Here is a 26,218-nt window from a genome sequence, read left to right as displayed (position 1 = left end):
TTTCCGACATCGCGTTCGGAGCCGTTCCCGGGGTCCGGAGCCGGGCTTGAGAAAGGGTTTGCAAAGAACGGAGGGAATCGCTCCTCTTGTTCCTCCCGGATCTACCGCCCAGCAATCAACCGCTCCTAGGCTGCCGCCGATCCGGTGACGGCGAAGGGGAGTTGACACGTGAAGACGGTTCGTGGAGCGCGTACGGCGAGACGGCTGGCGGCGCTGTTCGGGACGGCGGCGGTGCTGGTGGCGACACCGGCGGCGCAGGCCGGGGCGGCGGCGCCGAAGTTCTCGGAGACGACGACGATCGGGACGCACAACGCGTACGAGAAGGACAAGTACACCTACTTCGCACAGGCGTTGGACTCGGGCGCCTCGCTGCTCGAACTGGACGTGTACACCGACAGCGTCAGCAAGCGCTGGCGGGTGAGCCACAGCAAGCCGCTCGGCAACGACAACAACTGCGAATACGCGGACAGCCCCGACGAGTTGTACAGCAAGGACCGCAACCAGGACCTCGGCAGCTGCCTCGACAACATCGCCGCCTGGCAGCAACTGCACCCCGACCACGCACCGATCGTCTTCAAGGTCGAGATGAAGAACGGCTTCAACAATGACGCCGGCCTCGGCCCGGACGAGTTCGACACCCTCGTCCAGCAGAAGCTGGGCAGCACGGTCTTCAAGCCGTCCGACCTGCTCGGCTCGACGTACTCCACCCTCGACGCGGCGGCCAAGGCCAACGCCTGGCCCTCGCGCGACGCCCTGGCGGGCAAGGTGATCCTCGAACTGATCCCGGGCACCGTCGAGGAGGCCAACCCCTTCGACTCGTACTGGACGGACGAGGAGTACGGCGACCACCTGCGCGATCTGTACGCGGCCGGGAACATCTCGGCGGCTCAGGCCTTCCCGGCGGTCCTGGGCGCCGAGTCGGGCGACCCGCGCACCAGCCGCTACGACGCCTCGATCCGCCCGTGGTTCGTGTTCTTCGACGGCGACGCGGCAACGTACGTCAACAACGCCTACGACACGTCGTTCTACTCGACGAACCACTACATCCTGATCATGACGGACGCGTACGGGGTCTCCCCCGCGATCTCGTCGACGGCCCCCACGGACGCCGAAGTGGCCGCCCGTCTCGCCCTGTTGGCGGCGGACCACGCGAGTGTGATCACCTCGGACTGGTCGGGGAAGTCGGCGTCGGTGCTGAGTTCGGTGACGACGCGGGGCTGAACCGCGAATCGCGGACGCCCCGGAATCACGTGTGCAAAGGTGGCGGGGGGCAGGCGCAACTCCTGTCCCCCACAACCCACTTGACCCGCACTCCAGGGAGCACCGCATGCTGCGCGGCATCGATGTGAGCGCGTACCAGTCCGACACCTACGCCACGGACGGCCTCTCCTTCGTCTTCGTCAAGGCGACGGAGGGCCGTTCGTACGTCAACCCGAAGCTCACGGCCCAGACGGCGCGGGCCCGGGAGGCGGGTTGCGTGGTCGGCTTCTACCACTTCCTGTGGCCCGGCAACCTGACCGCCCAGGCCGAGTACTTCGTCAGCAAGGCCCCGGAGCGGGAGAACGCCGACATCCTCGCCGTCGACTGGGAGACGACGGGCGACGGCACCCACGCGACCAACGCCGAGAAGGACACCTTCATCCGCAAGCTGAAGGAACTGCGCCCGAACAACCGCGTCGTCCTCTACTGCAACAGGAACTACTGGCTCAACGTCGACTCGACGTCCTACGCGGGCGACGGCCTGTGGATCGCCGACTACGTGACGGCGGGCGAGCCCCGCATCGAGGCGAAGTGGCTCTTCCACCAGTACACCGACGACCCCGTCGACACGAACGTCGCCGACTTCGCGACCAAGAAGGCGCTGCAGGAGTGGGCGGACTTCAAGTGACGGCACATGCGAGGGGCGCCCGCCGGATCTCCGGTGGGCGCCCCTTTCCGCGTACGGCAGCGCGCTACTTGTCCAGGTACGTCACTTGTTCAGGTACGTCCAGAACTCGTCGAACGACAGGAGCTTGTCGCCGTCGAGGTCGCGGGAGGCGATGATGACCTCGGCCACGGACTCGGTGACGTTCCAGTCGCCCTCCTGTGCGAGGGCGGACTTGAACTCGGCGGCCGTGATGAACCCGTCACCGTTCGTGTCGATCCGGTCGAACTGCTTGCGTGCTTCCTCGATGTCGGCCACCGGGACCCGCCCCTTCTGTACGTACTACTGACGGGGTCAGATTAGCTGGCCAGGCGGGCGCGCAGCGCGGCGACCACCCAGGCGAACTCCTCCCGGTGCACGGCGGCCGGGCTCGCGCCCTTCATCCTGGTCAGCAACTCCCGGTACCGGGCGAGCCGGTCGTTGGAGGCGGACTCCATGCGGGCGAGTACGAGGGCCGGGTCGCCGTCCCCGACCACCTCCCGCAGGATCGCCGCCGCCTCCGGCGCCTCGGGGGCGATCCCGCGCTCGCGGGCCTCCGACGCCAGCTGCACCAGCCGCATGGGGAACCACACGGACCGCCCGGCAGCGGCGGCGGCGGAGTCCCGGTCCGCCGCGTTGAACTCGATCACCTGCCGCATCTGCGCCCGGAACCCCGGGTCCTGGACCAGCTCCGCCAACTCCACCCAGGCGTCGACCTGTTCGGGGGTCGGGTCCTCGGGCAGGTCCACGGCGGTGGCCCTCATCCGGTCCTGGATCTCCGGGTCCACCGAGTCGAGCCCGTGGAACAGCTCCGCCACGAACTCCTCCATGATCCGCTTGCGTTCGGCGGCCGACAGCCGCGCCAACTTGTTCATCAGCGTCATCTCCTCCGCGGTCGAACCGCGTCTCGCCACGGACGACAGCACCGCACGGGTCACCCTCAGCGTCCGGATCTGCGCGTCCAGCGCCGCCACATGCGCGGCGGCGACCTCCGCGACCGTCGTCTCCCCGGCCAGCACCGCGCGTACGTGGTCCAGGCCGAGGCCCAGCTCGCGCAGGGTGCGGATCAGTTCGAGGCGGGCCACGGAGCCCGCGTCGTACAGCCGGTAGCCGCCCGCCGACCTGGTCACGGGCGGCAGGGCGCCCTCGTCGGACCAGTAACGGATGGTCCGTACGGTCAGTCCGGTGGCCCGGGCCAGTTCGCCGATGGTGAGATGTCCGGTGCCGTCGTCGATCATGATGGCGAGTCTGTGCCTTCCAGTGGGTGGAGACTCAAGAGGCCGGGAGGGGCAGCACAGTGGGGCAGGAGCTGAAGGACATTCTCGACGCCGTCGCGCGGGGCGTCTTCCCACCGCCGGACGGCCGTACGACCGTCGTGCCGCAGGCCTGCCACCGCGACGCCGGGGTCCTCGCGTTCACGGCGCACGCGGTCGTCTTCACCGACGAGGACCCCGAGTGGGTACGCCGGACCCTGGCCGGCGTCGACAGCGACGCGCTCTCCGCCCCGATGAACCCGCGTTTCCTGGCCGCGCTGATGGACCGTACGGACCGCACGAACGAGACGATCGATCTGCTGGCCGTCGCCTCCCCGCTGCCGGGCGAACCGCCGCTGACGCTCACGGAGATCGACGATCCCGGCCACCACCGGGTCGCCCGGGCCCACCGCCACCGGGACGACGTCCGGGTGTGGGCGGCGGACGGCGGTGTGCTCATCCTGGGGCGCGGGGTCGCTGGGCGGCTGGAGGCCGCGGTGGAGGTGGCGGAAGGGGTACGACACCGGGGGCTGGGGCGTGCGTTGGCCTCGGCGGCGCGGCAGTTGAGTGGTGGGGAGGTTGTGTGGGCGCAGATGGCTCCGGGGAACGCCCGCAGTGTGCGGGCGTTCCTGGGGGCGGGGTTTGTGCCGGTGGGTGGGGAGGCGTTGCTGCTCGCCCGTGGGTAGTTCTTTGGCCGCGGGCCGGTGGGGGCTGGTCGCGCCCCGCGGCGGAGCCGCAGATCAGATACAGCCCCGCGCCCCTCTGGGGCGCGTCCTCAGTCAGCGGAAGATGCCCGTGTGGCCCAGTGAGTAGCGGCCGGGCTGTGGGTACACCGCCAGGCCGTGTGGGCCGTCGCCCACCTTGATTCGGGCCAGCTGCTTGCCCGTTCTGGTGTCGATGGCGTACACCTCGGCGTCGTAACGGCCGGACAGCCAGAGGACCTTGCCGTCCGCCGAGACGCCGCCCATGTCGGGGCTGCCGCCGTCGGGCAGGTGCCACTTCTTGGTCAGCTTGTTCTGGGTGAAGTCGAAGACGGAGACGCTGCCCTCGCCCCGGTTGGACACGTACATCTCGCGGGAGTCGCGGCCGACGTACAGGCCGTGGGTGCCCTTGCCGGTCGGCAGGAGGGTGGGGCGGGTGAACTTGTCGCCGTCCAGGACCCACATGCCGTCGGCCATCATGTCGGCGATGTAGAACCGCTTGCCGTCCGGCGAGATCTTGACGTCCTGCGGCATCGCGCCCTCGAAGGGCAGCTTCTGCTGCGCCACGACCTCCATCTTCTCCGTGTCGACCTTGAGGAGTTCGCCGCTGAACTCGCAGGACACGATGAAGTACCGGCCGTCGAGGGAGAAGTCGGCGTGGTTGACGCCGTAGCAGCTGACGGGTTCGGTCTTGACGGTCTTCATGGTGTGCGGGTCGCGGAAGACCAACTCCCGGTCCAGGGAGGCCATCACGACGGCGTACTTGCCGTTGGGCGTGAAGTAGAGGTTGTACGGGTCGTGCACGTCGACCGGCTTGCCCGCCTTCCCCGTCTTCGGGTCGATGGGCGTGAGCGTGTTGCCGCGGTTGTTGTTGACCCAGAGCGTCTTCAAGTCCCAGGAGGGCACGACGTGTTGGGGCTGGCGTCCGACGTGGATCGTCTCGACGATCTCGTACGTCTTCGGGTCGATGACGGAGACGGTGTCGGACTCGGTGTTCGGCACGTACACGCGGGACGGGAAGTCCCGTACGACCGGGGAGAGTTGATGGGGACGATCGGCCGCGTAGACGTCACGTGGGTGCAGGACCGGTGGCATTCCGGGCAGTCCCCGGACGACCGGTTCGGCGGGCGCGGCGGGTTTCACCGGCTTGACCGCCGCGAGGGTTCGGTCCGGCCGGTCGCGGGTCTCGGTGCCGCAGGCGGTGAGGGCGGCGAGGACGGTGAGGGTGGTTCCCGCGACCAGGGTGCGGGCGATGAGAGTGGTCGTGGTGGGGGGCATCAGCTCAGCAGCTCCGTGGTGGTCACCGCGCGCAGGCCGCGGCGGTCGAGTTCGTGCAGGAGGCCGGGGAGCGCGGCGACCGTGTCCGCGTACCCGAAGTGCAGGCTCACGATCGATCCGGCGCGGACTTCGGTCATGACATCGCGTACGACGGCGGGGGCGCCCGGCGAGGTGAAGTCGAGGGGGTCGACGTCGTAGGAGAGGACGTGCGGGTAGCCGGCGCGGCGGGCGAGCCGTTCGACGAGGGGGGAGGCGCGGGCGGCGCGCGAGGGGCGGAACCAGGTGCCGATCGACCCGGTGAGCGCCTTCAGCCGCTCGGCGCATCCCCTGATCTCGGCGTCGGCGTCCGCCTCCGGCATGGTGTTGATGTCGAGGTGGCGGAGGGTGTGGTTGCCGAGTTCGTGGCCGCCGTCGAGGATGCGGCGGGCCAGGGCGGGGTGGGCGTCGAGCCAGGTACCGACGGCCAGCACGGTGAGCCGGGAGCCGTGTTCCTCGGCGGCGGTGAGCAGGGCGTGCGCGGTGGCGGGGTCGCCGTTGCCGTGGAAGGTGAGGGCGACCCGGGGGCGGTCGCGGGGGCCGTGGAGGATCTGGGCGGGGTAGCGGAGGAGAGGGGCGGGAGCGGGGGCGGGGGTCTGGCGGGCGGCTGGAGGGGACGTACGGGATGAGGGGGCGACGGCGGTCGCGCACCCGGTGGTCAGCGCCCCCGAGGCAACGATCCCGGCGCCCGCGCGCAGCAGCGCCCGGCGGTCGGTCGTGGTCACCCGCACCATTTAAGGGGGGTTGGGGAGGAAAACGGGCGATTAGCCCGATCGGCGGCCCGCCCGACCGACCGTCTGCCTGTCCGGCTGTCGGCTGCCCGTCCGTCCGGCAACCCTTCCGCCGTGTCGTAGCACCCTGGTGCTACGGCCGGCCGTAGCACCAGGGTGCTACCGCGCGAACAGCCTCTACCTGTCGGCGACCCGCATCTCGAACCAGGTCGTCTTGCCGCGCGGCAGCAGGTCGACGCCCCAGCGGTCGGAGAGCTTGTCCACCAGCATCAGCCCGCGCCCGCTGACGTCCAGCTCCTGGACCGGCATCAGACACGGCAGCCCCCGCGAGGGGTCCCGGACCTCGACCCGGATCCACCCCCGGCGCCGCCGCATGCGCAGGCCGAAGATCCGGGCGCCGGTGTGGCGTACGGCGTTGCCGACGAGTTCGGAGACGAGCAGGACCGCGTCCTCGGTCATCTTGGGGGTCAGTCCCCAGTGGCGCAGGACCACCACCTGGGCGAGCCTGCGCGCGGTCGCGGCGGACTCGGGGCGGGACGGGAGCTGCACCTCGTGCTCCGTCGGGTTTCCGAACAACTCCAGCGCTTTGAGCGCCCGTTCGTCCTCCACCGCAGGCGACCACCGCGCTGCCGTCGCACGGCCGTGTCCCCGCGGCTGATCGATGCCCTCCAGCCCCGCCATGCCCCCATCATGGCCGCCCGGACCACCCGCCGGGGCCGTTCCCGAGGAATACGCCCCCCGGAGCGCACCATTCCGTTTAGACCCTCCGGCATATGCCGGAGGTATTTCGGCGGCCCCTAAAGGGCCTCTGACCTGCGACGGAAGCTCACTTTCAGGCAAGCGACAGGCCCCCTCGACACGACGGGCTTAAGGTTGCATTAAGGCTCCCATAAACCGCCCTATCGAGGGACCCGGATAAGACATCGCGTCAACTGCAAGTGCTTCGACGGAAGTTGTCGGCGGTCAGCGGAACTTGGCCTTACCGGGGCCTTCCTCCACAAAGCTGCGCATCCCGATCTCCCGGTCCTCCGTGGCGAACAGTCCCGCGAACCAGTTCCGCTCGATCGCGAGCCCCGTCTCCAGGTCCGTCTCCAGGCCCGCGTCGATCGACTCCTTCGCCGCGCGCAGCGCGATGGCCGGGCCCTGCGCGAGCTTCGCCGCCCAGGCGTGCGCCTCGGTGTACACGTCGGCGGCCGGCACCACCCGGTCGACCAGTCCGAGCGCCAGCGCCTCGTCGGCCTTGACCATCCGGCCGGTGAAGATCAGGTCCTTGGCCCTGGACGGGCCGATCAGCCGGGACAGCCGCTGGGTGCCGCCTGCGCCGGGGATCACACCGAGCAGGATCTCCGGCTGGCCGAGCCTGGCGTTGTCGCCGGCGATGCGGTAGTCGGCGCAGAGCGCCAACTCGCAGCCGCCGCCCAGCGCGTAGCCGGTGACGGCGGCGACGACCGGCTTGGGGATACGGGCGACGGCGCTGAAGGAGTCCTGGAGGTCCCTGGCCCGGGCGACCATCGCCGCGTGGTCCATGGCCTGCATCTCCTTGATGTCGGCGCCGGCCGCGAACACTTTCTCCCCGCCGTACACGACGACCGCCCGTACGTCGCCGCGTCGGGTGGCCTCCTCGGCGACGACCTTGAGGCGGTCCTGGGTGGCGACGTCCAGCGCGTTCATGGGCGGCCGGTCCAGCCGGATCGTGCCCACACCTTCGGCGACTTCGAGATGCACAGTCATGCAGGCAGGTTAACGGGGACTAACGGGTACGGGCCCGGTGCTGTCAGTCACACCGGGCCCGCAGAACGTCGTAGATGAAGAAAAGCAGAGGAGGGAAAGAGAGGAGGAAAAGAAGCGGGCGGCTACGCCTTCCACTTCTCCCAGGACATGTTCCAGGCGTTGAGCCCGTTGTCCGGGTCGACGATCCGGTCGTTGGAGTTCTTCACGATCACGACGTCGCCGATCATCGACCGGTCGAAGAACCAGGCCGCGGCGATCCCCTTGTCGTAGCCGCCGCGCACGTCCCGCAGGCCGATGCAGCCGTGGCTGGCGTTGTAGTTGCCGAAGGCGTCGCCGCCCCAGTAGTTGCCGTGGATGAAGGTGCCGGAGGTGGTCAGACGCTGGGCATGCGGGACGTCCTTGATGTCGTACTCGCCGCCGTAGCCGACGGTCTCGCCGTTCATCCGGGTCACTTCGAGGCGCTCGGTGATGACCATCTGGCCGTTCCACGTCTCGTAGCCGGGCGCTCCGGTGGTGACGGGGATGGTCTTGACGACCTTGCCGTCGCGTCGTACGACCATCTTCTTCGTCTTGACGTCGACCGTGGAGACCTGGCTGCGGCCGATGGTGAAGGAGACCTGCTTGGCCTGCTTGCCGTAGACGCCCGGGCGGCCCTCGACGCCGTCGAGGGCGAGGGAGACGGTGACCTTCGTGCCGGGCTTCCAGTACTTCTCCGGGCGGAAGTCGAGGCGGTCGTTGCCGAACCAGTGGCCCTCGACGTCGACGGCCGGTTCGGTCTTGACGGTGATCGCCTTCTCGACGTCCTCGGGGTGCGTGATGCCCCGGGTGAAGCGGATCGAGAAGGGCATGCCGACGCCGACCTTGGAGCCGTCCTCGGGGGTGAACGTGCCGACGAAGGTGTTCTTCGGGGTGAGGGTGGTGAAGGAGGACTCCTCCGCCGCCGTACGCCCCTCGGTGTCCTTCGCCTCCGCGTGCACCTTGTAGGTGGTCGACGCGGTGAGGTGGGTCGCGGGCGTCCACTTGGTGCCGTCGGCGGTCAGGGTGCCCGCGACCGGGTTGCCCTTGCCGTCCTTGACCTCGACCTCGGTCAGCTTGCCCTTGGCGGCGCTGACGGTGAGGGCGCCGCTGGTGTCGACGGCCTTGGCGCCGTCCTTGGGCGCGATGGTGACGACGGCCTCCGACTGCCGGGTCTGCGCGGCGGCGGACTCCGTGCTCTTCGGCTTGGCGTCGTCGGATCCGGAGCCCGAGTCGCCGCCCCCGCTGCACGCGGTGACGGCGACGAGCATGACCCCGGCCAGCAGCGCCCCCGCCGCCCTGGACACAACCCCCGGTATCGGCCGCGATATTGGTCGCGCGTTCAAACCTGCTCCCCTCCCGTGGCCTGGTCAGGCCCACTTCCCCGGCGCGTACCGCGCACCCCGGCGCATATTAACCACAAGGTCACACCCCCCGGCGGGCCTTGAAGGTCACCATTCCGTCCCAACATCATCGGACGGCCGGACCCGACTGTTTACGTCGATTCAGCGACCGCTACTTCACGGCACTGCCCGCTTGCCACTCCATCCAGCCCATGTTCCAGCCGCCGAGGCCGTTGTCGGGAGCGACCTTCTTGTCGTGGCTGCGGACGACCTCGACGACGTCACCGATGAGACTGCGGTCGAAGAACCAGCCGGCCGGACTGTCCGAACTGCCGCCCTTCACATCCTTCAGCCCGACGCAGCCGTGGCTGACGTTGGCGTTGCCGAAGGCGTCCGGCGCCCAGTAGTTGCCGTGCAGGAAGGTGCCGGAGCTGGTCAGGCGCATGGCGTGCGGCACGTCCGGGATGTCGTACTCCCCCTTGCCGTCCTTCTTCTTGAAGCCGACCGTGGCGCCGTTCATCCGGGTCAGTTCCAGCATCTCGGTGACCACCATTTTGCCGTTGTACGTCGTGGTCTTCGGGGCGCCCGCCGTGATCGGCACCGTGGCGAGCAGTTCGCCGTCGCGGCGGACCTGCATGGTGTGCGCGGCGGCGTCGACCAGGGAGACCTGGCTGCGGCCGACGGTGAAGGTGAACGTCTTGTGCTGGATGCCGTAGACCCCCGGTGATCCCTCGACGTCCCGCAGGGCGAGTTCGACGGTGACCTCGGTGCCCGGGGCCCAGTACTCCTCGGGCCGGAAGTCGAGGCGGTCGGCGCCGAACCAGTGGGGGCGGATCTCGACGGGCGGGTCGGCGGTGACGCGGACGGCGCGTTCGACGGCGGCGCGGTTCCTGAGTTCCCGGTTGAACTCCAGGGAGACGATCATTCCGGTGCCGACGGTGGCACGGTTCTCCGGTGTGACGTATCCGATGAACCGCTCATCGGGGACGTACGTGGTGAAGGTCGTGTGCCGGGCCGAGCGGCGGCCGTGGCCGTCGAGGGCCACGACGTCGACCGTGTATCTGGCGGCCAGCGCGAGCCGTGCGTCGTCGGGCCGCCAGGACAGGCCGTCCTCGGCGATCCGGCCGGCCACCACCGTCTCCTGCGCGTCCTGCGCCCTGACGACCCTCACCGACTCCAGGCGCCCGCTGGGCACCCGTACGAGCAGGGGGTTGTCGGGGCGCACGGCGCGGCTGCCGTCGTCCGGGGAGACGCGGATCACGTCCTGCCGCGCCCCGGGTTTCCCGAACATCGAGTCCGTCCCGCCCACCCCCTCCGAAGTGCAGCCGGCGGCTCCGGCCAGCAGTCCTGCCCATGTCAGTACGGCGGCCAGCCCGGCCCTCGCGCGCCGAGCGCGCCCAGTTACGTGCCTCACGCAGGACCCAACGACGCGGCCCGCCCCGGGGAAACGTGAGTGCGAGCCATGCTCTGGGCAGAACAGGGGGAAGAAACGGCGCAGAGAACGACGGAACAGGCATCGCGGCCGGGACGCCGCACACTTGTTCCATGAGCCGCAGGAGGCAGAAGGTGTCCAGCGCAGCGGATGAGAAGGCGGTGGCGGATCAGCGCGCCGTCGATGAGGGGCACCCTGTCACCGTGCTGACCGGCGCACCACGGGCCGCGCTGCCCGCGGTGCCCGTGTGGCCGGGGACGCCGATGCCGCTGGGGGCACGTTTCCGCACGGGCCCGGACGGGGTGTCGGGCACCAACTTCGCGCTGTGGGCGGGCGGGGCGGAGGCGGTGGAGCTGTGTCTGTTCGGGGCGGTGGAGGGCGGGCCGGGCGAGGTGGAGACCCGCGTCCCGCTCACCGAACTGACGCACGAGATCTGGCACGGCTTCGTGCCCGGGGTCATGCCGGGGCAGCGCTACGGCTACCGGGTGCACGGCCGCTGGGACCCGTGGACCGGCGCGCGCTGGAACCCGGCGAAGCTGCTCCTGGACCCGTACGCGCGTGCGGTGGACGGCGATTTCGGGCTGCCGCCGGAGGTGTACGGACACGTCCGGGACTGGCCTCAGCGTGAGATCGCGGACACCGTGCGCGACGACCGCGACTCGGCGCCGTTCGTCCCGAAGGGCGTCGTCGTCCATGACGACACCACCGACGACGAGTGGGCGGACGACCGCCGCCCGAAGACGCCGTGGGCGGACTCGGTGATCTACGAGGTCCATGTGAAGGGCTTCACGAAGCTCCACCCGGGCATCCCGGAGGAGTTGCGGGGCACGTACGCGGGCCTGGCGCACCCGGCGGCGATAGAACACCTGGTGCGACTGGGCGTGACGGCGGTGGAACTGCTCCCCGTGCACCAGTTCGCCCACGAGGACCACCTGCTGCGCCGGGGCACGAAGAACTACTGGGGCTACAACTCGATCGGCTACTTCGCCCCGCACGCGGGGTACGCGGCGACGGGTACGGCGGGCCAGCAGGTCGGCGAGTTCAAGCGGATGGTGCGCGCGCTGCACGCGGCGGGCATCGAGGTCATCCTCGACGTGGTCTACAACCACACGGCGGAGGCGGACGAACACGGCCCGACACTGTCGCTGCGCGGTATGGACAACAGGGGCTACTACCGCCTCCAGAACGACGCCCGCCGCTACACGGACTACACGGGCTGCGGAAACACCCTGCACGTGGTCCAGCCGCACGTACTGCGCCTGATCACGGACTCGCTGCGCTACTGGGTGACGGAGATGGGGGTGGACGGCTTCCGCTTCGACCTGGCGGCGGCCCTGGCCCGCTCGATGCACGACGTCGACATGCTGTCCCCCTTCCTGGCGGTGATCGCCCAGGACCCGGTACTGCGGCGCGTAAAACTGATCGCGGAACCGTGGGACGTGGGGTCAGGGGGCTACCAGGTGGGCGCGTTCCCCCCGCTCTGGACGGAGTGGAACGACCGCTACCGCAACGCGGTACGGGACTTCTGGCGCGGCGCACTGCCGGACGTACGGGACCTCGGTTACCGCCTGTCGGGATCGAGCGACCTGTACGCCTGGGGCGGCCGGCGCCCCTACGCCTCGGTCAACTTCGTGACGGCGCACGACGGTTTCACCCTGCGGGACCTGGTGTCGTACGAGCGCAAGCACAACGAGGCGAACGGAGAAGGGAACCGGGACGGCACGGACGACAACCGCGCCTGGAACTGCGGCACGGAGGGCGAGACGGAGGACGAGCGGGTACGGTCCCTGCGCCGCCGCCAGCTGCGCAACCTGCTGACAACTCTCCTGCTGTCGACGGGAGTTCCGATGCTGGTCGCGGGCGACGAGCTGGGCCGCACCCAGGGGGGCAACAACAACGCGTACTGCCAGGACAACGAAATCAGCTGGCTGGACTGGTCGCTCCTGGAGGACCCGGGCTGGCAAGCCCTGACCGAACTGACGGCCCGCCTCATCAGGTTGCGCCACCGGCACCCCGTACTCCGCCGCCGGGCGTTCTTCTCCGGCCGGGCCCATTCGGCGGACGGGCTGCGGGACCTGGCGTGGTTCACCGCCGACGGCACGGAGATGACGGAACGGGACTGGTACGCACCCGCGTCGACCCTGGGCATGTACTTGTCCGGCCGCGACATCCCGGGCCGCGACGCCCGGGGCGCCCCGATAGTCGACGACAGCTTCCTGGCGGTCCTGCACGCGGGCGAGCACCCGACGAACTTCGTGCTGCCGGGGGCGCCTTGGGCCCAGCGGTACGAGGTGGTCGTCGACACCTCGCGGGAGGAGCAGGGGGAGGCGCCGGGGGTGGGGTATGCGGCGGGGGATGTGATGGGGGTCGCGGGGCGGGCTGTTGTTCTGTTGCGGGTGGTGGGGTGAAGGGCCGACGTCACTCACCGACGGCGGGCAGCGCCCTCGGGCCATACGACCTCCACGGGCAGCCCCGCCTCCCGTGCCTCCAGGACCGTGTCAGCCGTGCCGCCGCCCTTCCCGGTGGGAGGTTCGCCGTTCCAGACGGCGACGAGTCTGTCGGCACGCCGGAGCAGGGTGCGGTTGGCGTCCTCGTACGCCGACCGGTCGGCCGTCTCGTGCGGGAGCACGAGCACCTCGTCGGCCGCTGACGTGAGGCGGTCGAAGGTCTCGGCGTGGTCCGGCTTGACCTTGTTCTGCCGGTAGTCCTGGGAGGGGATGACCGCGACCAGCCGTCCACCCAGCTCCAGGACGACCTCCGCGAACAGGGCGTCGGCGCCCTTGGCCAGGCAGGAGACACCGGTCAGTCGACCGTCGGCGTACGGCTTCAGCGTCTCTCGGAGGGCTTCGCGCACCAGGGCTGTGCTGGTGTCGGTCAGATCCATGTGGCCGGTGACGGCGATGATGGTCATGTTGTTGTTCTACCTCTCGGTTCCCTCAGCCGGCCAACACGTCGCGGATCATGGTGCGTGCCCCACTCATGGCCCGAGACGTACCCCCGCTCACTGTGTACGGATACAGCTGACCAAGCTGCGTTCGCACTCGGTTGGACCGAGTCCGCCCGGCGGCATCGGCGGCAGCACGAGTTCGGTCGACGGCGCTGGTGACATCTCCCTGGAGGAAGTGGCACTCGGCAAGGCCGATCAGGTCCAGGGCGTGGCTGCGCCCGGCTTCGGGGCCGCGTGTGGTGAGCGCGTGCCGAATGGAGTCGGCGGCGGCATCGGCGTACTGCCGTGGGTCCTGGCGGGCGAGTTCGAGCAGACGGCCACCGGTCACGCCCGCCAGCTCCGCATCATCGAAGTAGGCGATCCAGTACGGCTCTTCCTCGGCTCCGGCGTCGCCGAGGGCATCGGTCGCCTCAGCTGTGGCCCGCCGGAATGCAGCACCCCTGCCCATGGCGGCGTAGGCCCAGGCCTCACGGGTATGGAGCATGGCCCGAACACGCGGGCCCGCCGTACTGCGTACGCCCTTCTGGGCCAGGTGCACAAGCGCCAGAGCGTCTCCAGGACGTTCCCGGCAGAGCATCTGCCGTGCCATTCCTGCCAGTACGTTGGCGCCGAACACGGCATCGCCGCCGGCATGTGCCGCGCGGAGCGCAAGCAGATAGTACGTCTGGGCTCGCTCCTGCAGCCCCGAGTCCCAAGTCATAGTGGCGGCGGTGCCGCCGAGATGGGCCATCACACGGAACAAACCCTGTTCAACGGCCGGTGATTGGCGCTCCTCCAAATGGCCGGCCACCTCATTGAGCTGCCCGATGACAGCTTTCCGGCGCAAGCCGCCGCCGAATTGGTGGTCCCAGGCGCGGAAAGCACGTGCGGTCGCCTCCAGTTCCTGGACCTCACGGTCTCCGAGACGTCCACGGCGGCCTCGGGCCCGGTCACGCTCGGGCGGTTCCAGCCAAGCATCGAGCGACTCCAGGAGGGACGCGCCGGTCAGGGCAGCTCCGGCCAGGGCACGTGTCACAGCACGCCGATCCATCGCGAGGTCCCTTCTGGTCAGATCCGCGGCCAAGTCCACTGTCCGCGTGGAGTGCCAGGAAGCATCCTCGGACGGCTGCCGCGCCGACGGTGTCGGCGGGACGGGTTTCCCTTCTGACCGATGCTCCCAAGAACGGTCCGCCAGACCGAGCATGCGTCCGGGAATGCGAAGCCCGTCAGCAATGCGGCAGACGACATCGAAGCTGGTGACCCGGTGCCGCCCGCTGATGATCGTGGAGACCTTGCCGGGGGTGAGTCCGCAGGCAAGGGCGATCCTGTTCTGCGAGAGCCCGCCCCACTTCTTGAACAGGGCGAATGCCGCAGCGAAGTCGTGCTCCGCCAGGGCCCGCCTTACGTCATCCCTGTCAAGGACTTCCGGGGCGAGTGGGCCGGGGGTGGTGGCATTCATGGGACCGACTTCCGGAGTGATGGTATCCACTCTGACGCACCGCGCTGAACTGCGGACGAGTGTATTACCGAGTCGGTAACACCCGCTGGTCATACCGCAGTTCGTCCAACTCGACGATTCTCGATTTGTGAACGAAACCCACGACACGGACAGAGGCCCGACGAACGGCGGAATGGCGCGAGCAGCCGTACAGCGCGTCGAGGACGGAATGCTGCGTGCCTATCGCCTCTGGTTCGAGCATGCCCGCAGGTGCGACGGCTGCAAGCAGGTGAAAAGGGCGCAGGACGGGTGCGAGGACGGGCGCACGCTGTGGGGCACCTACCGACTCGCACGGATCGAGGGGACCCCGTGACCTGGAAGACCGAGCGCATTCCCGGCCGCCCGCTTCACCGCACTGACGACGACCGGCTGGCCCTGCCCCTACGACTGTCCCGGAACGGCGAGACCACGGCGGAGGTCGAGCTTCTGCTCACCACGGCCGAGGCCGAACACCTGCACGCGGCTTTGTGCCGCGCCCTCGACGGCCACCCTGTGCCCCCGACCGCACCGGACTGCCGAAAGTCCACGCAGACCTCCCCCGGCACCGCTCATGTCATGGGCCGGGCCTGATACTCCAGCCGGACTGCCGGTACCGGGCTCGGGCACGTCCGGCTGACCAGCGACGTCGGTGCCGTCCCATTCGGCGCGGAGTCGGCGGCGTGCGGCGGGGCGTCCGCGGCCGAGGCGGAGGAATTGGGGGAACTCGGGGACGGTACACGCCTAAGGACGAGGCCTTCGGACCTGTGAGGTCGTACGCCGACGGCGACTGGAGCTGTCGGTGGGTCCGCTTCACTCGGTCCGCTTGACAAACCCCGTCGATGTGGGCGGCGGACCGGTGTGCTGGAGCAGGGCCGGGACGAAGGTGGTCCACAGTTGCCTCGGCAGGTCGTGGTCGCCGTGGACCACCAGGGTCGGGGTGCTCAGGGTGGCCGCGAGGTCGCGGGGGCGGGCCACGTCCTGTTCGACCAGGGCGCGGGTGGTCTCCTCGTCGAAGTAGGGCGAGCCGCACGAGTACGCCTTCGCCGACGCGACGACGAAGTCCACCACCGCGCCGGGCCGTCATCCGCGCTGTCGGGACGCCATTCGGCGTTCCAGTGCCGCCCGGCGGTCCGGCCACTCCTGCGCCGTGATCGAGAAGATCGCGGAGTCCCGGAGGCCGCCCTCCTCGCCGGGGGCCCAGGACTGGGACCAGTTGCGCAGTACGCCCTCGAACTGGGCGCCCGTTCGCTCGATCGCCGTGCGTGAGCGGGTGTTGCGGGCGTCCGTCTTCAGGTCGACCCGGGCCACCCGCCAGGTCTCGAACGCGTGCCGGAACAGGAGGTACTTGGCCTCCGTGTTCAGGCCGGTGCGCTGGGCCGAGGCCGCGAGCCAGGTGTAGCCGATCTCGATCGCGCACAGGCCGTCGCCGGACGGCCACAGCCTCGGTTCCCAGTAGGCCGTGGCGCCCACCGCGCGGCCCGAGGCACGGTCCACCTGCGCGTACGGAGCCAGCAGTCCGGCGGCGGCACGGGCGTGCTGCGCGTCGATGTACCCGCCGACCCCGGCCGCCCTCGGTACCGAGGTGAAGCCGTACGTGTCGCGGTTCTGCTCCGCCGCCTCGGCCAGGTCCGGTGCGTGGCGGTGGTCCAGGGGCTCCAGGCGTACCCGGGAGCCCTCCAGAACCGGTCCGGCAAGCTTGAAGCTCATTGATCACCCGTTCAGTGCGGCACGACGTCGTCTGTTCCGGTTCCGTAGCGTTCCAGAGCGGGTGTCTCGTGTCGCCTGAATTCAGGGGCGGTTCCGGTCCGTGGACACCTTCTTGACGCCTCCCTCGTCCCCCTGGCACCGTCCTTGACCATGAGGAACTCCGCCGTTCACCCCAGCGCGCACGTCGCGCTCGTGGAGCGGCGGCATGTCGACCTGTGCCGGCAGTCCAGCGCCATCTGTCGCTGAGCCCGCGGTCCCTTCCTCGATCTCCTCCCCCCTCCCTTAGGTGTCCCTCTCGTGGGCCCCCTCTGCCCTAAGGAACTCCCGCATGCCCGAAATATCCCGTCGTGCCTTCGGTGGTCTCGTCGGTGGCGGTGCCGTCACCGCCGTGAGTGCCGCCGGTGCGGCCCCCGCCGCTGCCGCCCCCGACGAGCGCCCGTTCCAGGCCCGTACCGCCGGACAACCGCACGGCAGGCGCCGCCCCAATTTTCTCGTCATCCTCGGTGACGACCTCGGCTGGGCCGACCTTTCGTCCTACGGCGCCCCGCACATCAAGACGCCCCATCTGGACCGGCTGGCCCGGCAGGGGGTGCGGTTCACCGACGCGTACTCCGGGTCCGCGACCTGCTCGCCGACCCGGTTCAGCCTGTACACGGGGCGGTATCCGGGGCGTACCCCCGGCGGGCTCGCCGAGCCCATCGCCAACCGGACTCAGGGGCTCGATCCCGAACACCCCACCCTCGCCTCCCTGTTGAAGGGCGCCGGGTACGCCACCGCGCTCATCGGGAAATGGCACTGCGGCTGGCTGCCCGACTACAGCCCCACCAAGTCCGGCTGGGACGAGTTCTTCGGGAATCACGGAGGCGTGCTGGAGTACTTCTCCAAGCTCGGCCAGCTCGGCGACCACGACCTCTACGAGGGCGACGCCGAGTACCAGGATCTGCGGTACTACACCGAGGTCCTCACCGAGCGGGCCGTCGAGTACGTCGGGCGGGACCATGGGGACCGGCCCTGGCTGCTCAACCTCAACTTCACCACCCCGCACTGGCCCTGGCTCGCCGAGGGCGACGAGGCGACCGGTGCCGAGATCGCCGCGAAGATCCGGGCCGCCAAGAGCCAGGCCGAGGTCAGCCGGGCCCTCAACCACTACGACGGCGGTTCCGTCGAGAAGTACACGGAGATGGTGCAGAGTCTCGACGCGGCCGTCGGCGAGGTGCTCGCCGCGCTGCGCCGCTCGGGGCAGGAGGAGAACACGGTCGTGTACTTCGCCAGTGACAACGGTGGGGAGCGGTGGTCCTATCTGTGGCCGTTGAGCGGGGAGAAGTTCGTGCTCCAGGAGGGTGGCATCCGGGTGCCGGCGATCGTGCGCTGGCCCGCCGGGATCGACGGGCGTCAGGTCAGCCACGTACCCAACTTCTCCCCCGACTGGACGGCGACCTTCCTTGAGTTGGGCGGCGCGCGGCCCGACCCGGCCTATCCGCTGGACGGCCGCAGCCTCGCCGGGTATCTGCTGCGGGGCGAACAGCCGCCCGAGCGCGACCTGTTCTGGCGGGTGCGGGCCAACCGGGCGCTGCGGCGCGGGGACTGGAAGTACTACCAGGACGCCGCCAAGACCGACCATCTGTACAACCTGGCCGCCGACCAGCGTGAGCAGGCCGATCTCGCGCCGGACCGGCCCGAGTTGCTCGCCGAGCTGAAGGGCGCCTGGGAGACGATCGCCAACAGCCTTCTGCCGTACCCCGGTTAGCCCGGTCGGCCCAGCTAGCCCGGTCAGCCCGGTCCCGGTCCGGTCGGCTAGCCGAGGATGCCCCGCTGGTACGCCGTCGCCACCGCCGCCGCCCGGTCCTTCACGCCCAACTTGCCGTACAGGTGGGTCAGATGGGTCTTCACCGTGGCCTCGCTGATGAACAGGACCCGGGCGATCTCCCGGTTCGAGGTGCCCTTGGCCACCAGGGCCAGCACCTCCCGTTCGCGGGCCGAGAGGGGTTCGTTGCCGGGGGCGCGGACCGCCGAGACCAGGCGGGAGGCCACCGCCGGTGAGAGAACCGTGCGGCCCTGGGCGGCGGCCCGTACCGCTGTGAAGAGTTCGTCCCTCGGGGCGTCCTTGAGGAGGTAGCCGGTCGCGCCCGCCTCGATCGCGGGGAGGGTGTCGGAGTCGGTGTCGTACGTGGTCAGGACGAGGATCTTCGCGCGGGCGCCGGTCCTCGTCAGCTCGGCGATGGCCGCCACGCCGCCCCCGCCCGGCATCCTCAGGTCCATCAGGATCACGTCGAGGTCGAGGGCGGTGGCCCGGGTCAGGGCCTCGACGCCGTTCGACGCCTCGCCCAGGACCGTGAACCCGGGTGCCGACTCGAACATGCCGCGCAGGCCGTCCCGTACGACGGGGTGGTCGTCGACGATGAGGAGGGTGATCGGCGCGTCAGTGGTCATGGGGTACCAACGGTACGCGTGCCGAGACCGCCGTGCCGTGGCCCTGTTCGGACTCCAGGGTGAGGGTGCCCGCGATGCGTTCGGCGCGGGCCCGCATGCCGTCGAGGCCGAAGCCGCCGGTGCCGGTGCGTTCGCGGACGGCGAGCGGGTCGAAGCCGGTGCCGTCGTCGCGGATGTCGAGGATGACCTCGTCGCCCAGGTAGGTGAGGGTGACGCCGACCCTGGTCGGGCGGGCGTGGCGGGCGGCGTTCGACAGGGCCTCCTGGGCGATGCGCAGGAGGGTCGCCGAGAGTTCCGCGTGCAGGGGTTCCGACTGGCCCGTGACCGTGAACTCGGCGCGTACGGCCGTCCGTTCGGCCCATTCGGCGACCGTCTTCTTCAGGGCTTCGGGCAGGCCCGCGTTCTCCAGGGCGACGGGAGCGAGGTTCTGCACGGAGCGGCGGGCCTCGCCGAGGCTGTGCCGGGCCAGGCGGACGGCGCGGTCCACGTGTTCGCGGGCCAGGGCCTGGTCCGGGGTGTTCGTCACCACCTGGAGCTGGGCGATGATCCCGGTCAGGCCCTGGGCGATGGTGTCGTGGATCTCGGCGGCGAGCCGCCTGCGTTCGTCCGCGACGCCCGCCTCCCTTGCCTGGAGCAGGAGTTGGGCGTGCAGGGCGGCGTTCTCGTCGAGGGCCTGCTGCAGGGCGGTGTTGGTGCGTTCGAGTTCGGCGATGGTCTCGGTACGCTCGCGGCTGCGTCGCTCCTCCTGCTCGGTGGCATGGGCGACCACCGCCTGGAGGCCGAAGTTGGCGGCCAGGAGTGCGGCGAACCCGCCCCACTGGGCCGCGCCCCCGAACCACAGCCCGCCGGCCTGCGCGGCGGCCACGGTGACCGCGCTGGCGAACAGCCCGAGCCGCCGCCACCAGCCGGGGATCAGCTCGTCGGCGTCCATGTAGCCGGCGGCGGCGTAGAACGCGAAGAACGGGTTGATCCAGGTGAGCGCGAAGGCGAGCGCCCAGCGCAGGACGTAGTACACCGTCCCGGCCGGGGAGGGGGTCCGGCCGCGGTTCGGCCGGCGGGAGCGGGTGCCGTGCCACCAGAGCTGGAGCACGAGCGCGGCGGCGAACAGGGCCCCGGCGGCCGGCCGCTCGCCGGGGCCGTCCATCAGCACACCGGCGGAGACCACCGCGAGGACGCCGCCGGTGCCGAGCAGTCCGTACGGCGCCCAGATGTGCAGCCGCTCCATGCTCTGGTCGCGATGAGTGTCCGCCGCGGTCATGCCCCCAGTCTGCACCGCCCGTCGGCCGCCCCCGTCCCCGTCCCCGTCCCCGTCCCCTACTCCCACCGGAACCAGCGTGCGGCAGCCGCCGTCAGCAGTACCGTCCAGGCCGTCACCACGCCCAGGTGGCCCCAGCCGGGCCAGTCCCCCGCCGCCGCCCGGTTCAGCGCCTCGGCCGCCGCCCCGAACGGGGTCCAGCCGACGATCCTGGCCAGCAGGTCGGGCATGGTCTGCACCGGCGCCCACACGCCCGCGCAGAACATCGACGGGAAGAACACGGCCGAGCCGATCGCGCCCGCGATCTTCGTCGTCCGGGACAGCGCGGAGATCACCGCGCCGAGCGCGAGGGCGACGAGGACGGCCAGCACGAGGGCCAGCAGGTAGCCGAGGGGCTGCCTTGGCAGTCGTACGCCGAAGGCCAGGCGCCCGACCGCGAGGGCGAGCAGCCCCGATGCCAGGGCCGCCCCGCCGTAGACCAGCATCTGCGCGGAGAGCAGGGCGGCCGGGCGGACCGGGGTGGCGGACATCCGGCGCAGGATGCCGCGCTCGCGGTAGCCGGTGAGGGTCTGCGGCATCGACTGGAGGCCGCCGACGATCAGGCCGAGCAGGACAGCCACCGGGACGTACACGTCGATCGTGCGCAGCCCGCCGAGGTCGGGGTCCGCGTGCCGGAAGGCGGGGATCGAGCCGAGGATCGCCAGGAGGAGGGCCGGGAAGAGCAGGATCCAGAAGAGGGCGCCGGGTTCGCGGCGGAAGAGGCGGACCTCGGACCTCAGTACGGCGGTGTTCAGCACGGAGGCGTTCGGTTTCGGTACGGCCGTGATCGGTTTGGGTACGGCGGTGGTCATGCCGCTTCTCCCTTCGTGAGGTCGAGGAACGCGTCGTCCAGGGTGGCGTCGGTGACGCGGAGCTGGTGGGCGGTGACATGGCTGCGGGCGAGGAGGGTGATGACGGCGTTGACGGTCTCGTCGGTGCCGGCGAGGGTGACGCGGCCGTCCCGGTACTCGACCGAGGCGAGCCCGGGCAGCGCGGTGAGCGCGTCCTCGGGCAGCGGCTCGGAGGGGGTGAAGCTGATCATCGTGGCGCCCGCAGAGCGGCGGATCAGGCCCGCCGGGGTGTCCAGGGCGGCGATCCGGCCCTTGTCGATCACGGCGATCCGGTCGCACAGCCGCTGCGCCTCCTCCATGAAGTGCGTGACCAGGAGGACGGTCACCCCGCTCGCCCGTACGTCCTCGATGAGCTGCCAGGTGTCGCGGCGGGCGCGGGGATCGAGGCCCGTGGTCAGTTCGTCGAGGACAACGATCCGGGGGTTGCCGATGAGCGCGAGCGCGATGAACAGGCGCTGTTTCTGGCCGCCGGAGAGCTTGCCGAACCTGGCGGAGAGCCGGTCGGTCAGGCCGAGGCGTTCGGCCAGCGGGCGCCAGTCGGCCGGGCGCGGGTAGAAGGCGGCGTACAGCTCCAGGGCCTCGCGGACGGTCAGTTTCGGCTGCAGTTCGCTCTCCTGGAGCTGGGCTCCCAGGACCCGGCTGGTGGCCTCGTGGTCGGTGACGGGGTCGAGGCCGGTGACCCGGACCCGGCCCGCGTCGGGTGTCCGCAGGCCCTCGACGCATTCGACGGTGGTGGTCTTGCCGGCGCCGTTCGGGCCGAGGATGCCGAAGATCTCGCCCTCCTCGACGGCGAAGGAGACACCGTCGACGGCCGGCCGGCCCCCGTAGGACTTGCGCAGTTCGCTCACTTCGATGACGGACATGTCTCTCAGGGTCGCGGGAGGGGCGCGGGCGGGACATCGGCCGACGCGCTCGAACCGGCATCAACCGATCGGCTGATGCGACGGTACGACCTCACTGACGCGCAGGTCGTAGGACCTCCGGCCGAGCCCATCCCGACCGAAATTTGGTAGGCACTGTCAGTGGTGGTCCGTAGGCTCGCCCTGATGTCCACGACACGTGCAATCACCAAGGAACCCGAGACCGCGAACGGCGACGGCAACGGCCGAGGTCACTCCGCCGTACACACTCTGCTGCGCCTGTGGCCCTACGTACGGTCGGTGCGCGTACGGCTGTTCGGCGCGGCGCTCGTCGCCGTGCTGGCGTCGTGCATGGGGCTGGTGATTCCGCTCGTCCTGAAGTGGATGGTGGACGGGCCGATCGCCGACGGCGACTCCCGGGGCGTGTGGCTCGGGGCGCTGTGGCTGCTGCTGCTCGGGCTCGGCGAGGCACTGCTGTTCGGGCTGCGGCGGTGGCTGGTGGCCCGGCCGCTGGCCGGGGTCGAGGCGGCGATGCGGGCGGATCTGTACCGGCGGCTGCAGCGGCTGCCGGTCGCCTTCCACGACCGGTGGCCGTCCGGACAGCTGCTCTCCCGGGCGACCTCGGACCTGATGCTGCTGCGTATGTTCCTGGCCTTCCCGCTGACGTTCCTGCTGGTCAACGCGGTGACGATCCTGATCGGCGTGATCATCATGCTGGTCCAGGACTGGTCGCTCGGGCTGGTCATCCTGGGGCCCGCGGTCCCCGTGCTGATCGTGTGCATCGTCTTCGAACGGCGTTACCACCTGGTGGCCAGGCGGGCCCAGGACCAGGTGGGTGATCTGACGACGGTCGTCGAGGAGAGCGTGCTCGGCATCCGCATCATCAAGGGGTTCGGCCGGCACCGGAGCCAGGCACGGGCCTTCCACGAGCTGGCGCGGACCCTGCGCGGGACGGAACTGCACAAGGCCCGGCTGCTGTCGTCGATCTGGGCGGTGATCGTCACCCTGCCGGAGCTGGCGATCGGGGCGGCGCTGATCCTGGGCACCGTGCAGGTGGCCGACGGCGACCTGTCGGCGGGCACCCTGGTCGCCTTCCTGTCGACGGCCCTCGCCCTGCGCTGGCCCGTCGACTCCATCGGCTTCCTCCTGGCAATGAGCCAGGACGCGGCGACGGCCACGGAGCGGTACTTCGAGGTAATGGACGAGCCGCCGGAGGGCACCCTTGAGGGGGTCCTCGAAGGGGCGCGGGGAACTGCGCGCCCAGCCCCCACCGGACCCGCGGCCGAAGTCGACCGCGGCCTCCGGTTCCACAACGTCACCTTCCGCTACCCAGACGCCCCAACCGACTCCCCACCCGTCCTCGCCCACGTCGACCTCCACATCCGCCCCGGCGAGTCCATGGCCCTCGTCGGCACCACCGGCAGCGGCAAGACGACACTCACCGCACTCATCCCCCGGCTGCACGAGGTGACCTCCGGGCACATCACCCTCGACGGCCACGACATCTCCGCCCTCCCCAGAGAACAGCTGCGCTCCCTCGTCGCCGTCGCCTTCGAGGAACCCACCCTCTTCTCCGCGACCGTCGGCGAGAACGTCCTCATGGGGGCCGGGGACGACGCGGGCGACGCCGAGCTGCGGCGCGCGCTCTCCGTCGCCCAGGCCGATTTCACGCACTCGCTGCCGCACGGCACCGACACCCAGGTCGGCGAGCAGGGCCTCAGCCTGTCCGGCGGCCAGCGGCAGCGGCTCGCGCTGGCCCGCGCGGTCGTCGGCAAGCCCAGGTTCCTCGTCCTCGACGACCCGCTGTCCGCGCTGGACGTGCACACCGAGGCCGCCGTCGAGGCCGCGCTGCGCCGGGTGCTGGCCGACACCACCGCCCTGATCGTGGCGCACCGCCCGTCCACGGTCCTGCTCGCCGACCGGGTCGCCCTGCTCTCCGGCGGCCGGATCACCGCCGTGGGCACGCATCACGAACTCCTGCGGACGAACACCGAGTACGCCTGGCTGATGGCCGGCGCGGAAGAGGAAACGGCCCTGGACGCCACCGCGCGGGCCCCCGGCGACGAAGACGACGACACCAACGGCGCCGCGGAATCCGGCACCCACACCGGCACGGACGGCGACGCCGACAGCGGCACGCAGCGCGGCACCGGCGCCCTCACGGACGACGGCAGGCACGGCCACGCCGACGCCCGCACGGACACCGGTGCCGGCACCGGCACCGGCACCGGCACCGGCACCGGCACCAGTAACGGCAGCAACAGCACCAGCACCGACAGTTTCGAGGAGGCCGCCCGATGACGGCGCCCACGACCACCGCGCCGACTCCCGACGACGAGCAGCCCGCTCTCGCCACCACCTCCCTCCCCGCCCCCGCCCGCGCCCCCGAGGACACCGACGACCCCTTCGGCCAGGACGCCCTGCCCACCCCCAAGGGCGCCACCGCCGGCCTGCTGCGCTCCCTCCTCGCGCCCATGAAGGGCCGGGTCGCCCTCACCGTCGTGCTCCTGCTGCTCCAGCAGGCGGCCGTCCAGGCGGGCCCGCTGCTCGTCGCGTACGCGATCGACCGTGCCGTACCGGCCTTCCGCGACCACGACAACGGCCCGCTCGTCGCCGTCGGGCTCGGCTATCTGTTCTGCGCGCTGGCCTCGGGCGGGCTGCAGTACTGGTTCGTCTCATCCGCCGCCCGGGTCAGCCAGGACGCGCTGCTCGATCTGCGCGGGCGGATCTTCCGGCACGCGCAGGCGCTCAGCCTGGACTTCCACGAGCGCTACACCTCGGGCCGGCTGATCTCCCGTTCCACCGCGGACGTCGAGTCGCTGCGCGAGCTGCTCAACGACGGGCTGCAGGAACTCGCCACCGTCGCCCTGTCGTTCGCGTACATCTCGGCGACGCTGCTCTGGCTGGACCTCGGCATCGGCGGGGTCGCCGTCGCCTCCCTGGTCCCGCTCTACCTCCTCATCCGGTCCTACCGCCGCCGGGCCGGCCGGGTGTACGCGCTGCGGTCCACCGCGATCGCCGCCGTCATCGTCAAGTTCGTCGAGACGATGAACGGCATCCGCCCGGTGCGCGCGTTCCGCCGCGAGGCCGCCAACGACGCGGAGTTCGAGGCCCTCAACCGGCATCACGAGCGCAAGAACGGCGACGCGATCCTGGAGATGGCCCGTTACGTCGTCGGCTCCCGGGTCGTCGCCAACACCGCGGTCGCCGCGATGGTGCTGTGGGGCGCCCACCGGGTCGCCGCCGACTCCCTCGAACTGGGCGTGCTGGCCGCCGCCGTGCTGTATCTGCGCCGCCTGTACGACCCGATCGACCGGCTCGGCATGTTCCTCAACTCGTACCAGTCGGCGACCGCGTCCCTGGAGAAGATCTCCGGCCTGCTCGCCCAGACCCCGTCCGTCCAGGAGCCGTCGGCGCCCCGGGAGTTGCCGGTGCGGGAGTCCGAACACCCGGGCCGCGAGGTCGTGTTCGACGGCGTCCGGTTCGCGTACCGCACCGGCGGCGAGGTGCTGCCCCGCTTCGACCTCGCCCTCCCGGCCGGCCAGACCGTCGCGGTCGTCGGCTCGACCGGCGCGGGCAAGTCCACGCTGGCCAAGCTGCTCGCCCGCTTCTACGACCCCACCGAGGGCCGCATCCTCCTCGACGGCGTCGATCTGCGCGACCTCGCCAACTCCGAACTGCGGCGCGGGGTCGTGATGGTGACGCAGGAGGCGTTCCTGTTCTCAGGGAGCGTCGCCGACAACATCGCCATCGGCCGCCCGGACGCCGGGCGCGAGGAGATCGAGCGGGCCGCGAAGGCGATCGGCGCGCACGATTTCATCAGCGCGCTGCCCGAGGGCTACGACACGGACGTACGTAAACGAGGTGGCCGCATTTCCGCCGGGCAGCGCCAACTGGTCGCGTTCGCGCGGGCGTTGCTCGCCGATCCGGCGGTGCTGATCCTCGACGAGGCGACCAGCTCGCTGGACATCCCGGGTGAACGGGCCGTGCAGCGCGCGATGTCGACGGTGCTGAACGGGCGTACGGCGGTGGTGATCGCGCACCGGCTGTCGACCGTGGAGATCGCCGACCGTGTGCTGGTGATGGAGCACGGCCGGGTCGTCGAGGACGGCCCGCCGGCCGAACTCGTCGCCGGTACGGGCCGGTTCGCCCAGCTGCACCGGGCCTGGCGGGAGAGCCTGGTCTGAGTCCGCGCACGACAGGACCGGAACGCGACGCGAACAGGACGCTACGGGAACAGGACGCGACGG

General features: G+C 70.6%; 26 protein-coding genes. 10 read left to right on the top strand and 16 right to left on the bottom strand.

The window, feature by feature from the left end; genetic code table 11:
• Positions 1 to 168 precede the first annotated feature (168 nt).
• Together CW359_RS15360 and CW359_RS15355 are read left to right on the top strand one after the other, a co-directional pair.
• Entirely contained in the window at positions 169 to 1,221 is a 1,053-nt protein-coding gene (locus CW359_RS15360; protein WP_198655228.1) for a phosphatidylinositol-specific phospholipase C domain-containing protein, read from the top strand.
• A 106-nt stretch (positions 1,222 to 1,327) separates the two neighbouring features.
• A complete protein-coding gene (locus CW359_RS15355; RefSeq protein WP_105970495.1) occupies positions 1,328 to 1,888 on the top strand; it encodes a glycoside hydrolase family 25 protein in 561 nt (186 codons plus the stop codon).
• 81 nt (positions 1,889 to 1,969) lie between these two features.
• Here the strand turns inward: CW359_RS15355 and CW359_RS15350 are convergent, their stop codons facing one another.
• Positions 1,970 to 2,182, bottom strand: a complete 213-nt coding sequence (locus tag CW359_RS15350) for an EF-hand domain-containing protein (RefSeq protein WP_105970494.1) — start codon at positions 2,180 to 2,182, stop codon at positions 1,970 to 1,972.
• A 41-nt stretch (positions 2,183 to 2,223) separates the two neighbouring features.
• Positions 2,224 to 3,141 carry a helix-turn-helix domain-containing protein gene (locus tag CW359_RS15345; protein WP_105970493.1) on the bottom strand — a complete coding sequence of 306 codons (918 nt, stop codon included), beginning with the start codon at positions 3,139 to 3,141 and terminating at the stop codon, positions 2,224 to 2,226.
• Between the two features lie 59 nt (positions 3,142 to 3,200).
• Between CW359_RS15345 and CW359_RS15340 the strand changes: the two genes are divergently transcribed.
• Positions 3,201 to 3,842: a GNAT family N-acetyltransferase gene (locus tag CW359_RS15340; RefSeq protein WP_105970492.1), complete on the top strand. Its 642-nt coding sequence runs from the start codon at positions 3,201 to 3,203 to the stop codon at positions 3,840 to 3,842.
• A 93-nt stretch (positions 3,843 to 3,935) separates the two neighbouring features.
• On the opposite strand, the gene CW359_RS15335 is transcribed toward CW359_RS15340, so the two are convergent.
• The 6 genes from CW359_RS15335 to CW359_RS15310 all read right to left on the bottom strand — a co-directional run bounded on the left by CW359_RS15335 (position 3,936) and on the right by CW359_RS15310 (position 10,405).
• Positions 3,936 to 5,135 (bottom strand): YncE family protein, encoded by a 1,200-nt coding sequence (locus CW359_RS15335; protein ID WP_105970491.1) that lies wholly within the window; start codon positions 5,133 to 5,135, stop codon positions 3,936 to 3,938.
• Positions 5,135 to 5,905, bottom strand: a complete 771-nt coding sequence (locus CW359_RS15330) for a polysaccharide deacetylase family protein (RefSeq protein ID WP_105970490.1) — start codon at positions 5,903 to 5,905, stop codon at positions 5,135 to 5,137. Before CW359_RS15330 ends, CW359_RS15335 begins: the two co-directional genes overlap by 1 nt.
• 174 nt (positions 5,906 to 6,079) lie before the next feature.
• Positions 6,080 to 6,583 (bottom strand): ATP-binding protein, encoded by a 504-nt coding sequence (locus tag CW359_RS15325; RefSeq protein WP_105970489.1) that lies wholly within the window; start codon positions 6,581 to 6,583, stop codon positions 6,080 to 6,082.
• A gap of 282 nt (positions 6,584 to 6,865) precedes the next feature.
• Positions 6,866 to 7,633, bottom strand: coding sequence for an enoyl-CoA hydratase/isomerase family protein (locus tag CW359_RS15320; protein WP_105970488.1), 768 nt, complete (start codon positions 7,631 to 7,633; stop codon positions 6,866 to 6,868).
• A 122-nt stretch (positions 7,634 to 7,755) separates the two neighbouring features.
• Positions 7,756 to 8,994: a L,D-transpeptidase gene (locus tag CW359_RS15315; protein ID WP_408647483.1), complete on the bottom strand. Its 1,239-nt coding sequence runs from the start codon at positions 8,992 to 8,994 to the stop codon at positions 7,756 to 7,758.
• Between the two features lie 169 nt (positions 8,995 to 9,163).
• Entirely contained in the window at positions 9,164 to 10,405 is a 1,242-nt protein-coding gene (locus tag CW359_RS15310) for a L,D-transpeptidase (protein ID WP_105970487.1), read from the bottom strand.
• Positions 10,406 to 10,557: 152 nt separating this feature from the next.
• On the opposite strand from CW359_RS15310, the gene glgX reads away from it, so the two are divergent.
• Positions 10,558 to 12,831: a glycogen debranching protein GlgX gene (glgX, locus tag CW359_RS15305; protein ID WP_105970486.1), complete on the top strand. Its 2,274-nt coding sequence runs from the start codon at positions 10,558 to 10,560 to the stop codon at positions 12,829 to 12,831.
• 14 nt (positions 12,832 to 12,845) lie between these two features.
• On the opposite strand, the gene CW359_RS15300 is transcribed toward glgX, so the two are convergent.
• Positions 12,846 to 13,334 carry a hypothetical protein gene (locus tag CW359_RS15300; protein ID WP_105970485.1) on the bottom strand — a complete coding sequence of 163 codons (489 nt, stop codon included), beginning with the start codon at positions 13,332 to 13,334 and terminating at the stop codon, positions 12,846 to 12,848.
• A 25-nt stretch (positions 13,335 to 13,359) separates the two neighbouring features.
• On the bottom strand, positions 13,360 to 14,808 hold the full coding sequence (locus CW359_RS15295) for a helix-turn-helix domain-containing protein (protein WP_105970484.1): 1,449 nt from the start codon (positions 14,806 to 14,808) through the stop codon (positions 13,360 to 13,362).
• Positions 14,809 to 14,935: 127 nt separating this feature from the next.
• Between CW359_RS15295 and CW359_RS15290 the strand changes: the two genes are divergently transcribed.
• Together CW359_RS15290 and CW359_RS15285 are read left to right on the top strand one after the other, a co-directional pair.
• Positions 14,936 to 15,160, top strand: coding sequence for a hypothetical protein (locus tag CW359_RS15290; protein ID WP_157968547.1), 225 nt, complete (start codon positions 14,936 to 14,938; stop codon positions 15,158 to 15,160).
• A complete protein-coding gene (locus tag CW359_RS15285) occupies positions 15,157 to 15,417 on the top strand; it encodes a hypothetical protein (RefSeq protein WP_105970482.1) in 261 nt (86 codons plus the stop codon). The genes CW359_RS15290 and CW359_RS15285 overlap by 4 nt, the downstream gene beginning before the upstream one ends.
• Positions 15,418 to 15,636: 219 nt before the next feature.
• On the opposite strand, the gene CW359_RS15280 is transcribed toward CW359_RS15285, so the two are convergent.
• Complete coding sequence (locus CW359_RS15280) at positions 15,637 to 15,894, bottom strand: hypothetical protein (protein WP_232838409.1); 258 nt, start codon at positions 15,892 to 15,894, stop codon at positions 15,637 to 15,639.
• Positions 15,895 to 15,906: 12 nt separating this feature from the next.
• Entirely contained in the window at positions 15,907 to 16,533 is a 627-nt protein-coding gene (locus CW359_RS15275; protein ID WP_105970481.1) for a GNAT family N-acetyltransferase, read from the bottom strand.
• 150 nt (positions 16,534 to 16,683) lie between these two features.
• Here CW359_RS15275 and CW359_RS47570 point away from each other — a divergent pair, with 150 nt between their 5' ends.
• A complete protein-coding gene (locus CW359_RS47570; protein WP_408647482.1) occupies positions 16,684 to 16,779 on the top strand; it encodes a putative leader peptide in 96 nt (31 codons plus the stop codon).
• Positions 16,780 to 16,861: 82 nt separating this feature from the next.
• Positions 16,862 to 18,280: a sulfatase family protein gene (locus CW359_RS15270; RefSeq protein ID WP_105970480.1), complete on the top strand. Its 1,419-nt coding sequence runs from the start codon at positions 16,862 to 16,864 to the stop codon at positions 18,278 to 18,280.
• Positions 18,281 to 18,327: 47 nt separating this feature from the next.
• On the opposite strand, the gene CW359_RS15265 is transcribed toward CW359_RS15270, so the two are convergent.
• The 4 genes from CW359_RS15265 to CW359_RS15250 are packed head-to-tail and all read right to left on the bottom strand — an operon-like array spanning position 18,328 to position 21,971.
• Positions 18,328 to 18,963 (bottom strand): response regulator, encoded by a 636-nt coding sequence (locus CW359_RS15265; protein WP_105970479.1) that lies wholly within the window; start codon positions 18,961 to 18,963, stop codon positions 18,328 to 18,330.
• On the bottom strand, positions 18,953 to 20,221 hold the full coding sequence (locus CW359_RS15260; RefSeq protein ID WP_105970478.1) for a sensor histidine kinase: 1,269 nt from the start codon (positions 20,219 to 20,221) through the stop codon (positions 18,953 to 18,955). The genes CW359_RS15265 and CW359_RS15260 overlap by 11 nt, the downstream gene beginning before the upstream one ends.
• A gap of 56 nt (positions 20,222 to 20,277) precedes the next feature.
• Positions 20,278 to 21,012 carry an ABC transporter permease gene (locus tag CW359_RS15255; protein WP_198655237.1) on the bottom strand — a complete coding sequence of 245 codons (735 nt, stop codon included), beginning with the start codon at positions 21,010 to 21,012 and terminating at the stop codon, positions 20,278 to 20,280.
• Positions 21,013 to 21,065: 53 nt separating this feature from the next.
• Positions 21,066 to 21,971, bottom strand: a complete 906-nt coding sequence (locus CW359_RS15250) for an ABC transporter ATP-binding protein (RefSeq protein WP_105970476.1) — start codon at positions 21,969 to 21,971, stop codon at positions 21,066 to 21,068.
• A 183-nt stretch (positions 21,972 to 22,154) separates the two neighbouring features.
• Between CW359_RS15250 and CW359_RS15245 the strand changes: the two genes are divergently transcribed.
• Together CW359_RS15245 and CW359_RS15240 are read left to right on the top strand one after the other, a co-directional pair.
• Positions 22,155 to 24,269: an ABC transporter ATP-binding protein gene (locus CW359_RS15245; RefSeq protein ID WP_232838408.1), complete on the top strand. Its 2,115-nt coding sequence runs from the start codon at positions 22,155 to 22,157 to the stop codon at positions 24,267 to 24,269.
• Positions 24,266 to 26,155, top strand: a complete 1,890-nt coding sequence (locus CW359_RS15240) for an ABC transporter ATP-binding protein (protein ID WP_105970475.1) — start codon at positions 24,266 to 24,268, stop codon at positions 26,153 to 26,155. Before CW359_RS15245 ends, CW359_RS15240 begins: the two co-directional genes overlap by 4 nt.
• Positions 26,156 to 26,218 lie beyond the last annotated feature (63 nt).

Origin of the sequence: Streptomyces geranii, from assembly GCF_002954775.1 — a bacterium.
GTDB classification, from domain to species: domain Bacteria; phylum Actinomycetota; class Actinomycetes; order Streptomycetales; family Streptomycetaceae; genus Streptomyces; species Streptomyces geranii.
Note: the sequence above shows the minus strand (reverse complement) of the source record. Positions and strands in the feature narration are given on the sequence as shown.